This is a genomic window from Bacillus sp. BB51/4 (genome assembly GCF_008368845.1).
GTDB classification, from domain to species: Bacteria; Bacillota; Bacilli; order Bacillales; family Bacillaceae_G; genus Bacillus_A; species Bacillus_A wiedmannii.
In genome coordinates this window covers 15,823-32,545 of the sequence record NZ_QOSC01000023.1, presented here as the reverse complement: position 1 = coordinate 32,545, position 16,723 = coordinate 15,823, and the positions used below count along the sequence as shown (strand labels likewise).

The 16,723-nt window shown below is 30.0% G+C and carries 11 protein-coding genes; 5 read left to right on the top strand and 6 right to left on the bottom strand.

The genetic code is table 11. The features are described from left to right. Positions 1 to 588 precede the first annotated feature (588 nt). Positions 589 to 2,289, bottom strand: a complete 1,701-nt coding sequence (locus tag DN392_RS26685) for a hypothetical protein (protein ID WP_098986532.1) — start codon at positions 2,287 to 2,289, stop codon at positions 589 to 591. 2,163 nt (positions 2,290 to 4,452) lie between these two features. On the opposite strand from DN392_RS26685, the gene DN392_RS26670 reads away from it, so the two are divergent. Then, complete coding sequence (locus tag DN392_RS26670; RefSeq protein ID WP_002130460.1) at positions 4,453 to 6,132, top strand: helix-turn-helix domain-containing protein; 1,680 nt, start codon at positions 4,453 to 4,455, stop codon at positions 6,130 to 6,132. A 69-nt stretch (positions 6,133 to 6,201) separates the two neighbouring features. Here DN392_RS26670 and DN392_RS26665 read toward each other — a convergent pair whose 3' ends face one another. From DN392_RS26665 to DN392_RS26645, 4 genes are all read right to left on the bottom strand, one after another. Then, the gene (locus DN392_RS26665) at positions 6,202 to 6,639 is read right to left on the bottom strand and encodes a hypothetical protein (RefSeq protein ID WP_001280890.1); all 438 of its coding nucleotides are present in this window, start codon (positions 6,637 to 6,639) and stop codon (positions 6,202 to 6,204) included. Position 6,640: 1 nt separating this feature from the next. Beyond that, positions 6,641 to 7,828 carry a ParM/StbA family protein gene (locus DN392_RS26660; protein ID WP_000130744.1) on the bottom strand — a complete coding sequence of 396 codons (1,188 nt, stop codon included), beginning with the start codon at positions 7,826 to 7,828 and terminating at the stop codon, positions 6,641 to 6,643. A gap of 2,974 nt (positions 7,829 to 10,802) precedes the next feature. Next, positions 10,803 to 11,357, bottom strand: coding sequence for a MerR family transcriptional regulator (locus DN392_RS26650; RefSeq protein ID WP_000455687.1), 555 nt, complete (start codon positions 11,355 to 11,357; stop codon positions 10,803 to 10,805). Positions 11,358 to 12,634: 1,277 nt separating this feature from the next. Beyond that, complete coding sequence (locus tag DN392_RS26645) at positions 12,635 to 13,603, bottom strand: Replicase RepFR55 (RefSeq protein WP_149238127.1); 969 nt, start codon at positions 13,601 to 13,603, stop codon at positions 12,635 to 12,637. Positions 13,604 to 14,218: 615 nt separating this feature from the next. On the opposite strand from DN392_RS26645, the gene DN392_RS26640 reads away from it, so the two are divergent. The 3 genes from DN392_RS26640 to DN392_RS30990 all read left to right on the top strand — a co-directional run bounded on the left by DN392_RS26640 (position 14,219) and on the right by DN392_RS30990 (position 15,827). Continuing rightward, complete coding sequence (locus DN392_RS26640; RefSeq protein WP_149238126.1) at positions 14,219 to 15,400, top strand: AimR family lysis-lysogeny pheromone receptor; 1,182 nt, start codon at positions 14,219 to 14,221, stop codon at positions 15,398 to 15,400. Between the two features lies 1 nt (position 15,401). Beyond that, positions 15,402 to 15,533: a hypothetical protein gene (locus DN392_RS30995; protein ID WP_255448090.1), complete on the top strand. Its 132-nt coding sequence runs from the start codon at positions 15,402 to 15,404 to the stop codon at positions 15,531 to 15,533. Positions 15,534 to 15,692: 159 nt separating this feature from the next. Beyond that, positions 15,693 to 15,827: a hypothetical protein gene (locus tag DN392_RS30990; protein ID WP_255448089.1), complete on the top strand. Its 135-nt coding sequence runs from the start codon at positions 15,693 to 15,695 to the stop codon at positions 15,825 to 15,827. Positions 15,828 to 15,837: 10 nt separating this feature from the next. On the opposite strand, the gene DN392_RS26635 is transcribed toward DN392_RS30990, so the two are convergent. Beyond that, positions 15,838 to 16,227 (bottom strand): helix-turn-helix domain-containing protein, encoded by a 390-nt coding sequence (locus DN392_RS26635; RefSeq protein ID WP_149238125.1) that lies wholly within the window; start codon positions 16,225 to 16,227, stop codon positions 15,838 to 15,840. A gap of 97 nt (positions 16,228 to 16,324) precedes the next feature. Here DN392_RS26635 and DN392_RS26630 point away from each other — a divergent pair, with 97 nt between their 5' ends. Beyond that, positions 16,325 to 16,561, top strand: coding sequence for a helix-turn-helix domain-containing protein (locus tag DN392_RS26630; RefSeq protein WP_149238124.1), 237 nt, complete (start codon positions 16,325 to 16,327; stop codon positions 16,559 to 16,561). The last annotated feature ends 162 nt before the right edge of the window (positions 16,562 to 16,723 follow it).

Sequence of the window (16,723 nt, the reverse complement as noted above, 5' to 3'; positions counted from 1 at the left end):
GGCAATATTATGATCTAAAGTCTACAAATAATCATAAATGAAATTTAGTATTCCTACATAAAAAATGAAACAAATTGATACATTGTTAAACATATTTATTCAATCGTAAAATTTCATGTGAATTCACTGAATCTCAACAATCTTATTGTATTTACCCACAAAAGATTCACATTATGTGTTAATTAATCAACATTATTAAGATCTAGCACATAACTCACATTAATATTGATGATTTTTGATAGATGAAGGCGTTTAAGCTATATATAGCAATGATAATTGCACTTAATTACTCACATTATGTGTTATTTATCTACTTATCCACGAAATTTAATTTTTTTCTTATGATTTCTTGTAGATATTTGAATGTATTTAGACAACTCATAACATGTTTTTATGAAAGTATGTGTGGAAATTGAGATAGGTATCACACTATTTTTGTATATGATTGCATAAAAAAAGACTCTATTATGAATAGAATCGAGTAAGTTTACTTATTGTGAAGAATGAGTAACATTCTTCACAATAAACGTATCAACACGAATAGCCCTCTATCTTGAATTTTTTTCAAAAATAGAGAGCTGATTATGATTAGTTCGTTTTCATTGCTGTCAGTACTTGCTCAGCTGTTGTTACTGGGGTACCAGCGCGTATTAACTGTTCAAAGGCACGCATAAATGTAATTAAATTAAAGTTATCTGGTACTTCAATAACGCGAAGCTTTTCTTTCGGTAATCTATCTATCTTTTCAATGAACAATTCCCGAACATCACTAGGAATAGAGCGCTCTTTATGTCCTCTTGTCTTTAAGAGTTCACGTATTTCTATTTCTAAAGCCATATAAGCGTTTAGGTTTGTACCTTGTTCATAAGCGTACTTTCTAAACAACGTTTCTTCTTGATACTTTAGATAGTTGCGGTGATATGATTCCTCTGTAACAGGTACAGCAAATTTGTAGTTTAGTAACTCATACGTTTTGCGGAACAGCTTTTTGATGTTTCGCAGAGAGTACATAGAGAAATGCAATCCGAAATCAAATACAGCTTGTTCTTTATGTTCTTTTGGAACATGTTGTGTAATCAGAGGATAAATACCCTCTTTAGCCGCTGTATCAAGAATTTGATATTGTGATGTTTGATTTAATAATTTCTTCAGTGTATATACTAACTTTCTTGGATATTCTTCATTACGATCTATCATGTCACGTAAGCTATGAATTACGCTTCGAATTTGTCGATGGCATGTATATTTAAGTACATGGATAAATTTGTTCATGTCTTGTGTAAATTCACCAATATTCATTTCTTGTAGTACGGATTCGATAAAACGAGCTTTACGAGCATAAGTAAGCTTTGGTGTGAATGGATCGCGATACTGTACTTCTCCTGTTTCTTTTGCACATAAGAAATCCGTATGTAAGGATAGATATAGAGTCGTATATCTTTTTTTATTCTTAACCCCTTTTTGTAATTTACAAATTTTGAATAGTGGAGTCCCTGTACATGGTAATGCAGTTGTTAATTCTGTCATAACTGCGCGGATTTGATGTGGATATTTTTTATGTAAAAAGCGGTACATCCCACCAAAATGAGTTTTATTCCCTTTTTCATCTTGTTTGTCTAAGGAACGTTTTAGTGTAGTTTCACTGTGCTGTTGCATAGCAATATCTAAGAATAGCTTTTTAGATGCAACTGATAGCTCAAAGAAAGCTTTCGTAAATACAACCGGGCTAATATAAACATATGCATTGGCCTTTTCAGTTTCTTCATTCATAAAATGAGTTAATTTAATTGTATATCGACCATCTAATTCATTTTCAATCGTAATAATGTTATGTATACTTAATTTCTTTAATGCAATATAGAATTGAGAATGCTGTATGTAAGCAAATTCTTCTTTATATAGTTTGTAATCTTCCCACATCATATGTATTGTTACATTTGGAATGATTCCATTCGTGTAACATTTTTTATGTAGATATAAGAAGACTTCCAAATCTGCGTTTGTAAGGCCATATAATTTATGCTTTCTTCCCATTGTTTCCGAAATAGCAGATAGTGTACGACGTGAAAAAGATGGTTTAGCCTGTGCTACGAAGCCATCCACATCGGCAATACGCTCCTCATATGTCATATGATCAACAATATCCTCAAGGTATGTATCTTTATAGCTGTAGTATTTCTCTTCGAAAGTTTCAACAAGTTTTTGCCAAGATTTCAGTGTTACTAAAACTGCATTTGTAGATTGTCCACTTAGACTACGTTGATTACGAATAATAAATGATTTTCCCATCTTTTTCACCTCCTACCTATAAAATCAGAAATAAATGTCAAAACACTATAAAATATACCAATTTTGATTATACCAAATCGAAATTTGCTGAAATGCGTCCCTTTAAGAGAAAAAATAAAAAGATGAAACGCCCTTTAATCCCTTGCGTATCAAGGGGTTTCAGGATTTTTGGAATTTTTTTTATGGACATGATATGGCTATGGATTTTCATATTGGTAGAAAAGGAGGGAAATAGAAAAAAAACCTTGTAAACATGATTAAATCAACAGTTATATCGATTTTCAAAAAAATAAAAGGGACATGATATGGCTATGGATTTTCATGTTTATAATTGTGAATTAAACAGATAAACCCTTTTAAACAGTGATATTAATGCGGTTTATCTGTAATTTTATAATTACAAAAGGAACATGAAGTGGCTAGGAGAGTTTTCATGTTTGGGTAAAAAAGGGGACATCATACAGCTATGGATTTTCATGTTGCATAAATACATGAAAATAGGGTTATAAACATGTAAAGCCTTAATATAAAAAGGTTTAAGGGGTTTTTCATCTAAAAAAAAGGGACATCATATAGCTATAAATTTTCATAACTAATAGTATAGGTGTAGTAGAAAAGCTTATATATCAAGCTTTAAGCACTTTTAGAAAAAAATTTCGAGTTAGTAAAAAGAGTTACATAATATCATTTTTGTTTCATGTTTTGATGGAAAGGGGAATGATATGGCTATAAATTTTCATTTTGATGAATTTGGGGTGTTCGAAGTAACATTAATATTTTAATCCTTACATTTTTTTACTTTCACTTCTCTTTTAAATGTAAGAGGTGCTTTAGAGAGAGTGTGGATTTGAAATAAAGTCACGATTTTTTTTAAAATACGCTCTTTTCTTTTGCTCGTTTATTAAGGTTATTTGTATTATTTCGATTAAACTTTATTTTAAAGCTACTGTAACTATGTTTTTAAGGTGAAATTAGAGCGAGGTGAATAAAATGTCGAAAATATAAGAATTTTTTGTTTTTTTTGTTGATTTATGCTATTTTTAATGTTAAACTCATAATAACAAAGAAAGAGTAAACGAAAACCCTTAGCGAATAAATTATCAGAATTTTCATTCTTTTTATCGGTTTACTCCATGTGATTTACACGTTTGTGTATTGCTTTTCCACTCTTTCTTTGTTTTTTATAACAGTTGGAACTTCTATTTTAAAAATTATTGTTGTTTAGGGGGGATAGCTAATAGTTTGGACATTTAATGAAGAGTTTTTATTACAATGGAGTGGATCCAGAAAGAGGTGAAAAATAAGAAATTTGGATGTTAGTTTTTTAATTTTAGAAAAGGAAGAATAAAAATATAGTGGACATACAATTACAATAAAGGAATGCAGTATAGATCAGTATACTTGCATTCCTTTGCTATGAAAATGTATGGTGTTTGTTTAAGAAGGATAAGATATTGTGAACTACTCGCCACTTAGCTAAGCTTGAAGTGGGAGCTTCTCAGTTCCACGACGAAAGTAACCTTTCGTCTCCCTGAGCGTTACTTCGGGGTGTTCCACCCCTAGATGTCCAACGCTTGGATGCTCTTTTGGTACGGTTGATATTTTACGCAGGAACCGAATGGCTTGGTTTTCGCACTCTATTTTCTTCCTGTAACCTCATATATCAAGTTATCAAAGAACTTCATATAGCTAGTTTATCAAACGTTTTTGGCTATGCCAAACCGAAATTCATCTCCCACCTACCGTTGGGCTATCGCCCTTCACACGCTTGAGGAAGGAGAATTCTTTCGGTAAATTCGATAAATTATGCTTTGTATCGGCATTTAAATCCAATTATCTATATATAACGTATGATAGTTTTTATGTTTATAAATAATATTACTAAAAATCTAATAGAAAAAGAGCTAATGGGTGAAAGATAGGTTATTGTATAAGTACTTGTATAATTGCTATTTGGATTTTACAAATCGATTCAGTCTTGTATAATCAGTTACAGAGTGTGCTATAAGTATGCAAACTAGAGCCCTTAACATGTTAAGGGTGAAATAAAAGAATTGAATATTCTGACTTTATTTCTAGTTTTATAAAAAGGAACATCATATAGCTAATTATTTTCAAGTTAAGATCAATAATAACTAAATGTATATAAGGAGCCGAATTTAAATGGAAGACGTTCTACAATTGTTTAGAGACGCACTATCAATAACTGAACAACTGTATAAACAAGATGAGCAATTGTGGCATAAATGGGTTTCCTATTATGTTGATGTTGAAGCAGATAATAGTAAAATTGTGACTTCAGAATACCTTTCTCCATCATTTTCAATGCTTGTACAGTGGTTAGAGCAACAACAAAGAAAAGGTGTTTCTCCTCTAGATATATTTAAAAATATAGATGCTTACAGATTAATTATTCATGAGACCATAGGTGTCTTTATTGAACAAGAGTTTCGTAAAAATCAGACAGCTAGTACTATAGTGCATACAGCAACAAGTGAATCAGATGCGAACATATTGAATGAAAACTATGTAGAAGTAAATAACTCCGCGGTCTATTATAAGTTAAGAGATGGAATAGCTAAAAATCAATTTGAGGAAGATGAAAACACACGGTTAAAATCTTATCCTATTGAAACAAAGGATAGTAATGGAGTGGCACAGCTTTCCTCTCATAAAGATGAAGATCTAAAGTTAACGAACATTGAAGAGACAGCAAGATGGAATACATTAGTAGATGGTGTAATGAGTAATATGGATGATCTAACTGCAGATTGTTTAGATACCATCACGATTCAATGGTTGAATGAAGCAAAATCGCCTGATGAATTTATTGATTTTTCATATGAACAAGTTTTAGAAATGTGCAGTATTTCAAAGGCTAAGGCAAATGGTGTCGAATATTATAGGGTAGAAGATAAAATTAAAGTTGCGAAGCGGATTGCGGCCCTAGCGAGTATTTTTATATATCTAAATGATGACAATGAAGTAGTCGTATTAAATGATCGCGCTGAAACAGGTAAGCATTATGAAGTAAAACGCGAGGTAATTAAAAGACTATTTGTATTAGATTCCGTAGTTCTATGGAGAGATAAAAACACAAACGAATACATGGGGATAGAATCGTGTCGAATCAAACCGGGAAGTTTCTTATCCGGATATCTATATGGATCTAATAGTACTACAGCATTATTATCAAAAAAGGCACTTGAATATAATAGTTATAGACACAAATATCATAAAAGATTAATTCGATATTTGACATGGCAATGGAGAATACGTCAAATGTTTTCTAGCTTACAAAGACCTTATTCTATAGGTGGAGATAAAGGTTTGTTAGCAGTTATGGGTATAAATCAAAAACAAAAACCTAACCGTATCCGCGAACAATTAGAAAATGTTCTTAGTGATTTAGAAAAAGAAGAAGTAATTTCTCATTGGGAATATCATAATGCTTTAGAAGAAGAAAAACTGACAAAGAAGAATTGGTTTAAAAATTATTATTCACAGTTAGGAATAGTAATATTGCCACCCAAAGAACTAATTAGTTCAATGGAAAACTTAGCGAAAAAGAAAACAATTGATACAATAGATGAGGAAAGTCATCCAGTAAAAATTGTAGAAAAACCATTAGATACGAATGAAAATGAACAACTTATCAGGGAGAAAATAGAGTTTATTCATATGAAGAAGAATATAACTATGCGAGAACTATCAATAGAGATAGGTATATCACAGCCTACTCTTTCTAGATTTTATAATAAAAAAACAAAGCGTCTCTCTAGTACGGCGAGAAGCAAATTAAACCAATGGTATAAAAGACAAATCATCATCGATAAAATGTAAGTTAAAGCTAAAAATTAGTAAAAAAAAGAGTCCTATTTCTAGGACTCTTTTTTTTAGAGTATTTATATACTAATTGCCAAATAAACTTGCTGTATCAAGATCCTCATATTCATCATTCAAAGTTTTTGTTTCAGATTTAGAAACGTCTTCTTTTTTTACATCTTCATTATCGGATTGCTCTTCAGAAGTCTCAATTTCTTCATTAGGAGATTTTCTCTCATTATGGATGCTTGGGTCTTCATTTTTGATAATGAGATTTGAATCATTCAATAGGAACCGTTTAACCTCATTTAAAAAATCTTTATCTTGAAGTAAGATTTCTCTTTGCATTTGTTGTTGAATCTTATAATCACCAACATCTTGTAAGCCATGTTTATCAATAAAGTAACAGACAAGTTTATATAATGAATCTGCTATATTCCCTTGAGATTCAAACCATTTAAAGAATTCCTCGTTCTCAATTTTTTTGAGATTCCAAAAGAAAGATTCTCTTTTCTTGTCAGACATATTATCTCACCTTTTTTCGAGTAAGAATTTTCTTGATTACTTGCATCCCTCTAGCATTCATATCTACAGCATATTTTTCTGGAATCCATAATAAGTACATACCCACTCGCTCACAGTACTCTAATAATTGTTCATATAATTCATCTTTAAAAGTAACACTTCCCCCACCATATACACATAAAATTTCAGCTTCACTAGCTGTGTTACTTACATATTTTTCACCTGTATCTTCTAAGATAAGTTCAGCCTGTTCCACTTTTGTGATATTAAAGTACCCAGTTGCTTCTTCATGATATTTATGGTCTGGATCTTGAAGGATTTGTGAAAATTGTTGGCGTTTAATGTTTGTTCCACGCTCTTGGTTTAATAGCTTAACAGCTTCTTCTGTAGCGTGCCCAACTCCACGTCTTTCTCCACTACAAGCATCAATTACTGGATTTACGCCAACTGTGTATATATACTCAGTTGTTCCATCTCCAATGTCACTATGCAAGATTTTTTTGTTCTTAAAGAATGATTTTTTTACAGTCTCTACCTCAAGTTTGTCTTTATATAGTTTAATGAAATCACTAAACATATCTTCTTCGCCTTCAAGGATTGCATATAAAGGAGGAACACCTTCTTGAGTAATGTTTGCACTGTTAAATGCTAAACTGACCGTTACTTGTTCTTCCCCTACATAAACAACTACAACATGATTTGAATTAGTAAAACGTTGCTCTAGGTGCTTAGCATTTACAGGTGTCCATTGGCTTGCTGGAATAGCTGAAATAAGATCAACAGTCACATTAATTGATTGTGGTAGTTGTTCAGTTCTTTCCCACTCAAGCTGAACTGATTTATTTGCAATTAGTCCTAGCATATTAATTAGAGGTAAATCATCATTATATTTTTGGCCTACTTTAATGTTCATGTTTTTTGGGTTCTTCCCTGTTAGCATCGCTCGATTACCAATAAAATACATCCCGGATCTTCTAATTGATTTACTAGCAATATTTACAAACATGTTGTCTACTAAATTGATTACATTTTTTTGTGTGTTTGTTTCAGTTACATTGGGCATTGAGTAAACGCTTTGATATACGTTTTTCATTTTTATGTATTCACCATTGATGTAACCTTTAAAAGAATCGTTTCCAATATCACCTTCAATGTCTATATGAAGATTCTTCCCTTTTAAATCTGTCATTATACATCACCTCTATAATTTTTATTTCTTATTTATATTTATTAACTATATTATAACTTAAAATCAGAATGAAATCAAGAGTTCAGAAGGAATTGATATCAATAAAATATAAAATAAATATATTTTTGATATATTTTAAATATTAATAGAGTTAATGTTGTTTCGTGAGTTGGTGTGTTAGGAATGCCACCCGATAAATATAAAATGAATATATAATAGATATTAATTTTATATTAATTTTATATTTTATTTCAGCGTATTGGATAGATTTGCTTTTTTAAGTTAATAGTATGTTTGGTACTTCATTTGTATAGGTCCTGGAGAAGTTTTCTATATTCGTTGATAGGATTCCTTTAATATATTTTTAGAGATTAAGGTTAGACTTAAAAGTTTAAATTGTAATATTCTTAAGAGAATTTGATGTTTTAGAGGGTGTATCCGAATCCCCTAATAGCACAAACGTTATCGAAGTGTTATTTTAGTGTTTAACATTACGTGAACGCTATCCGTTTTTGTAGCGATTATCCCTTTAATATCAACGTTTATAAGTTTTTTTGAGGGGGATGCGAATGATACAAACGAGCTGTTTATTCTATAATTTTAATGAATAAACATGCTTTAAGGAACATCCCAAGAATCAATCTGTAAATTAATATATCTATAACGACATATCAATGAAACCTGGATAATATAGATCTGTGCTATAGCGACACATAAATTAGTTGCTGGTATTAAAATTGCATTATTATGTCTAAATCGTATCGATATATAAGGCTAAGATATCTTTGCTTCGGTTGTATAATGTAACTTTGTTATGATATGTCTTTAAGTTTGAAGTGGGAGATTCCTACGATTAAGAGACGAATAGCTTCGTTTCTAAGATTTAGGTCCTGCGTTAACATCTTTATCGTGAGATGGGCTACAAGAAGAGCAATCCCACTCACGAAGTTTTAGATTTTTAACGTCTGTATTTTGGTAACCACAACTTGCTTCCCGTATCAGTTTGCCTTTTTAGTTGAGTGAGCTCTGCAGAGCAAGAATTATAAGTTAATCCTGTTCCTGTTTCATTGTAGGTGTCATTCCATAGAGCGAGTAAACTAATTTAGGGCGTTTTGCTTTCTTTGATCCATGTATATAATGCGAGTTCACAGTTTACATAATAAAGTTTGGTATTGCTCTCTAGGTCTAGAGTAATAATGAAAGCATCGATTAGAGTGAGTATTTTGTATATGATCCTACTCAATTATTTAAGTTGAAATTCATTTTTTGCAAATAAAGTAGTTGGATTTGAAAGTTTAATACTTTCAAGAGGATTAGATGTTTTAGAGAATGTATCTGAATTCTCTACCGTATAAACGTTATCGAAGTGTTATTTTAGTGTTTAACATTACGTGAACGCTGTCCGTTTTTGTAGCGACTTTCCTTTTTATATCAACGTTTATGAGTTTTTTGAGAGAAATGCGACTGATACTAAAATAGTTTATAAAGTTTGATAAAAGATGTACAAGCTGATGATCAAGAAGGCTTTGTTTGTTAAATTTAGGGGGACATTATTTTGCCCTTGTAGTTTTATTTAAATGATACAAATGAATTTATCATTCTATATTTGTAATAAATAAGCATAATTTAAGGAACATCCCGAGAATTAATCTACAAATTAATATAGTTATGACGGCATATCAATGAAGTCTGGATAAGATAGATCTGAGCTATAACTACATATATTAGTTGCTAATATTAAAGCTGGATCATTATATATAAGGTTAAAAGATTCATTGCAACATATACTGAACGCTATAATAACGATTAGTACTTAATGACAACCAAATTTAAATATAGTAAATTCTCTTCAACATATCTTAGCTCTTTGTAAAACTAGTGTTACAAAGAGCTATTTTAATAATAAAATATAGAAGATAATCTTTTAATTATTAAATAAATAATTTCATTACAACAAGATTGAAAAAATATAGTATGAGCGCTTGTAAAGCGTTAAATTAACGCTTTACAAAACGTGAACGTTATGCGTTAATAAGCTATTAAATCCATTACCATAAGGTGTTAAGATATCCTTGCTTTGGTTGTATAATGTAAATTTATTAATAGCGTTCATAAAGCTCAATGATTTAGCGATAATGAAAGCTTTAATTAGTAACATTATTGTATGCAATCGAATGTCGCACTCAATATGCAAGACACGATCTGGTAAAAATATTAAAGAAGACTTGCAAAAACATGGAGCTTTATTAAAATGTTGGGAAATTATAGAACCTAGTCAATCTTCCCCAAAAATCGATAAAAGAATTTGCTGATTTCTGCAAAGTATGATGAATATGTTGATATTAACGATACTGAGGATATTTGGAGTTTACAGGAAGGGCAAAAGAGATATGTATATAGCTGTGATCATGCTGGAATTTCCTTAAAACGAAATAAAATTGCAACCGATACTTCAAATTTCATACAAGATCGAATTAAAATTTGAGTTGAGGAACAACTATATAGAATTTAAGTATATACACACTGGGATTTAGCATGAACGCTAGGCGTTCATGGCGCGTTCGGCCTTTTGATATCAAGGGATTAAGATGTTTTTGATTCGTTTAAATTTAGAAAAGTATTTTGGATAAGAATGATAAAAGACAGGAATTCTTGAGGTTTTTTCAATTAATAATATTATAAATTAAATCACTTTACCTTCTCTTCAATGTACAAAGGCGGTATGTATGAAGCTAAGTAAAAATGTATAGCTATATGAACGTTTGATGAGTGTTAGTTAGATGTATATTATAAAAAAATGTTTTACTTTCAAAGTTAAATAGCTATAAAAAAAAGATATAAGAGGAACTCCTTTTGAAAAATGTACACTCAGCATTGTGAAGATGAGTAAAAAAAATAAAAAAAGCGGAAATTACCGCTTTTTTTATTTTTTTACTAATTTGGATATGTATTTGATAGAAAATGCATATCCGAATTAGTTTCGATTGAACAAACGTTGAATGAACGTTTTCTTAGTGTTATCTTGTTGCTCTTGGCGATCTTCATTTAACAATTGAATTGTTTTATCCAGTTTTTCTTGTAGTAACTGAATTTGTAAATCTTTTTCTTCCTTTTCTGAGCGTTCCTGTAATAGTAAATTAATAATATCTTGGTTTTGTTGTACAATTTTTTCTTGTTGGTTAAACATATAGGAAAACTTATCTTGAATTATTGAAATATCCGTTTCTGAACGTTTCTGAAGTGTTACTTCAGTATCAGGTTCTTCTTGAACGCTATCCGTTTTTTCAGCGTTTTCTCCGACTATATCCATGCTTCGTGTAGCGGCCTCTTCTAATTTCCAGTTTTGATTTAGGTATTCCTTCATTTGTTTTAAAATATCTATATCATTTTCATAATAAATTCGTTGGTTACGTTCATTTCTTTCAAATATGTACTCCATTTTTTCTAGTTCAATTGACCATCTACGAAGTGTATTAGTATTAATATCTAGTTGCTTTGCTACTTCTTGTGCAAAATATCCATATTCCAAATTTCACACCTCCATTATTTGTGTGTTAGATATTCTTTCTTTATTAGGAGGATCATTCCTCTAAAAATAGAAATCTTTATAGGGCTACAAGGTAAGATTTTTTATTACTTTCAAAAGGTATCCTGTGTAGATACTTGTGTATTAGATTTGTCTATGTATCTAGTATTGAGGTAATTAAATTATAAACGCTATCCGTTTTCATAACGTTCACCTTTGAAAATAAGTGAATATTTATTAGATAATACAATAATTAAAGAATTACTTGAAATTTTATTATTAGAAGTTTGTTTCCAATATAAGAATTTTACTAGATATATGTGCAAGAATCAAAGCTTTCATTAATAGAATTAGTATCTAGTTAATATTCTTTTAATTTAAAATACATGAAAAGTTAATAAGGAAATCTATTTGAACGCTATCCGTTTACGTAGCGTTTTACTAGTGAATAATAATTCTCGATTTAAAAGGTACGTATTATTTAAATCTTAAATAATTATTTTGAGTTTCTTATATATAACAATTATAAGTCCTTTATTGAGGGGCAAAAGGGATAATTCTAGATATTACTAGTAATATTCCTGGCTCCTAAAACGGCTTAATCTTCGCCAAAAATGGCTTATGGGAGTGTCTTAGACCTTTACAAAATCTGCAGGGCATTAGAGGTGTTTAGTCTTAGATCGAAATGATTTTACAAATCTCTATTTAGGAGTTCACATTTATTAGTATGGACGATCTTTTCAGAATGCATTCAATTGCTAATGATATTAGAAGTGGGGGAAGAAGGGGAGCATATTAATGTGCTTAATTTGAAACAAATAGAATTTCATCAGATTTTAGGGAAGCCAATAATAGGAATCTGAATAATTATTTATATATTTTGCAAGTTTAATCGGATTCCCTAAAATTAGACAAAACAGAAAGATTTTCAGAATGCTATATTAAATAAATCTTGTTTTAAAAAGTAAAACCAATAAAAACATTAGAATAAATTATGATGCCTTTAAACATACTCTGACAAGCTATTCGGGATTTTCTCTTAGTAAATTTCAAAATTAATTCGATAGTAAATGACGAATTATCCAGAAATAAGTTACCGTTAATCTCATATGTAAATTGCCTGGAACTTCATAAAAAGATTCTATAAAATGATTTGTATTTTGAAGTTTCTTGTGTCGAAAAATAACAAGTTTATGATTTTTTATAAGAGGATATGACAAATAGCCTTGCTATATTTGAAATTTTTAAGCAAGGCTACATACTAGTATGATTTTTTAAATTTAATTATTTTCTTCTAAGAAATTATAGAAAACAAATTCTCTTTTTTTATTTGTGCCATGTAGAGAGTTCTTTTCTATTGCGTTATGATTTCTTCGTTCCCAATTTTGTTTAGATCTTTGTCCAAACATTTTTATAAAATGTGCGGGATTGCTATTTTGAGCTTCATTGTATTGGAACCATTGCACACATTCTTCAACATCCCATCTAGCATAGCGGTCGATATAAGGTGGCATCCTTAAAGCAATTGTGTATGCATCCTTTTCACTAAGGTGATTTAGTTCTTGACTTAAAATGTAGTAATAAGCCTTTCTCTGATCCTCACTTAGATAGTCGTCTAAATCTTGTGATCTGTTATTCTTTTCTTTTAATTCACAATACGTATTTGATTTTGCTTGTTTGTTTGCGCTGAAAATATCTACAGAATTAGACGAGACTTGTATATCATTCTTTATATCTTCGTGATTGGCTACAACAGTCTTCTTAAAGAGCTTTTTACTTAGAAATTCAGTGAAAGTAGAGCATACATCAATTGCTACAGCCCATTTTATCTTGAAGTATTCAATAATTTTTAAATAGTTGTTATGTATGGTTAAAATGTAAATTGAAGGGGCAATCTTACCGTGTCTTCGCACTCTAATTTGTTGGCATACTCCCAGATCTTGCAGCCATGTTAACACGTAGTTAATGACAGGTTTTGAAATACCTGATTTTTTGCTGATATGATCTTGCCTTACTTGGGAATATCCTTCTTGTACTAGGTACGATAAAACTGTTTCTAAAGCTTCATATTTTCTTTTGGTAAGGTAATCTTTTGTGGTAACACCTTCGCATTCTAGGACAATACTATCAATATAAGTAGTAACTTTCTTAATTGATTGATTTATAGCCCCAGGAGTTTTGGATAAATGATTGATGTGGGGACTTAGTTCCGCTTTTGCTCGACTGAGCAAAAAGTTGTGCAATAACACAGAAAAAACCTCCTAATTTCCCCACCACAAATAAACAGGAAAACAGAGGTTTTATATTCACATTGTATTCACCTTATGTTATGATTGATTAAGAAGTAAATACAATATAAAGTAAATTAAAACCTTACCAATTCGGGAATTTCCAATTGATTTCAGCGGCCAAACTGTCGATCAATTGGAAATTATGATGCGGTGGGTTTTTTTATTTAAATTATCATTTATAAAATTTGTTGTTGAAACATATTTTATAGCCTTTTTACATAAATATCAATCCCAGTAGGATTAATATTATCCTAAAAGTATTTTTTTTACAAAGTACAACAAAAATCTCATCAGAATATGAGTTTTAATAATTAATATTGTTCGAAGAAACTTTCTCAACATTTGTTATCTGAATAGAAACCAGAAAATCAATAATGTCATGTTAAACTAGTATAAATATAGAATGCATGTATAGATTTGGTTATAAGTAACGGGATATATGATCTATATTAATAGGGGATTACGCCCACTTCATATACATATTATGTTAAAAAGACTTCTTAGAAACACATATAAGTATTTTTCAAAAAATTTCGATAATGTTATTTGTGTGCTGATAAGGGGGAGTAAATGTTGAGAAAATTTATGAATGAATTATACAACGTAATAAATGCTAAAAACTTAAGTATTCGAAGTTTGGCAAAAGAAACAGGAGTAAGTAAATCTGCACTTTGTGACGGGTTAACTGGAAAAACTGAAATGAAGTTAGAATCCTTTTTAGTTATTATTGAAAAGGTCTATGAAAATAGAAATGAAAGAAAACAAAAAATAAATGAATTTATTCTATTATGTGAAAAAGATTTAAATATCCGAAAAGCTTTGGGCTATTGCCAGTGTACTGGTGAATACTCCATTATGCAAAAAGTTATTGATAAGAAGTTGGGCAATATACAAGAGGAAAAATTGGGTGATTCGGATGGGAAAGAAAATTATAAAAAGATAAGTAAATATTTAAGTATCTATGATTTATATAATAAAAGAAATAATAGAAAATTAACGGGTCAAGAATTGTTAGATGAGTTAGATGCTAAAAAATTTTCTAATAACCAAGAATGCCAAGTGATTTTGAACATATTATATGGACTTGCAATGTATGACATCCCAAATTATAGAGCTATGACTGTATTTTCATCAAAAATAGAAAGCCATTTGAAGGAAGTTGATAATGAGTTTATTAAAATCTGTTTGGAAATGCAGTATAAGGAAAGAACGGCATATCTTAAATTGTTAGAAAATGATATTAAAAATTGTAGGAATGTATGTAAAGAAATATTGGAATCGAAATTTGATTTTCCGATCATTAAAGCATCAGCATTATGCTGTTTAGGAGAATCTTATATTCTAGGGAATGGTTATAATATTTTGAAGGCCGAAAAATATTTAAAGGAAGCCATTAAAGTTTTAGAGGATTCGGATGTATCAAAGGATAGTAAAAAGTATTTTGCTTTTAAGACGACTTTAGCATTTTTATATATAGAATATGGATATAACCTTGTTGAGATTGATTTTGATTATATTGATATTGGTGAACTAGCTTACTATGAAAGTAAGTTTGGAGATAAAAATAGAGGACTTGAGATGTTTCATAAACTACAAGAAGAAGGTAAATTAACTGCGATTAGATCATATTACCTTTCAAAGATAAAGGATGATATACATTTGATGAAAGAGTCTTTGGAAAAATTCGAAAAAAATGGGAATTTATATTATGTTCAACTTGTAAAAGATGCTTTAATAAAAGAAGGAGTGAAATAGCATGAAAAAAAGATTGTTTGCTATGATATGTCTTTTAAGTATTTCAACTTTATTTTTCAGTATTGACGACAATAAACCTGTTAATTCAAAAGAACGAATGCATTATATGATTTCTGATCCTGGAGGACATTAAATAATATAGACATCATTTTTATCTTTTAGACGCTACTTTTGTAGCGTCTTTCGTGTTTTTTAGAGATGTCCGTTTTTTTTTTAGTTAACCAAAAATAGGACTATAGTGATGTTTTTCACAAATAAATCATCTGTAAGATTGTTGAAGGAGGAATAATTTATGAATAAATTTGATAAAGAATGGTTTGAAAAAATATTCGATGATGAAGATAGTAGTTTGTATGTAATTTATAGCGATATCTCTGAGATTTTTACTAATAGGGAGTACTTAGAAGAAGAGAGAGCGTCTTCATAAGTACGCTCTCTCAATTTGAATCAGAATTCGCTCTTGTTTTAAATCTTAAGTAATTTACATACTCAAGTAGTTCTTCCTCAATTTTAGGTTTATGTTGGTCTGGAATACTCATGTATTGCTCATATAGTTTCTGTGAGAAATTGGCGATTAATTGTTGTTTGTTTTCTCCTTCTCTTAATAATTCATTATCAGCTATTTCATGATTTAAAAGATAATCTGTACTTACACCAAAATATGATGCGATCTTTTTAAAATTTTTTAAATCAGGTTCTTTTACACCGTTTTCCCAGTTTGTTAATGTACTATATGCTACGTTTAAAGACTCTGCGAGTTCTTTTCTCTCCATATTTTTAAATATCCTTAACTTTTTTAGGTTAGTTCCAAAATTACTTTTTTCCATAATCTTCACCTTTCTAATCCGTTTGGGATTTTTTTAATCCTTACGGGATTGACAAAACGCTATAAGCGTTTTAAAATGCAAATAGGGGGGTGATAAAATGCATAATAGTTCTAATTTAGTAATTTTAACTCCGATAAGAGCAACACGTGAGGCCAAAGGATTGACAATTAAGCAAGTTGCAGGTGACTTGAGAGTGCCTAAAAGTGTGTTACAAGAAATTGAAATCGGTAGAAAAGGAACAATTGCTCAACGTGCTCAAAAAATTGCTGATTACTATATGGAACCAATTGAAAAGTTATTTACTCCAACATATTATCGAGCAAAACTAGAGTAAACTAATGTTAAAAATCCTATAGGGATTAAAAAAACTTTGTATTTACATTGTAAAGCAAAAAGTATCTAAAGATAAACTTTGAATAATATAATTTTAAGTGAATTTTTCGAACGATAGATTGAATATTTAGTTTCTTGTTCTATGAAAACTGCATATCATTTG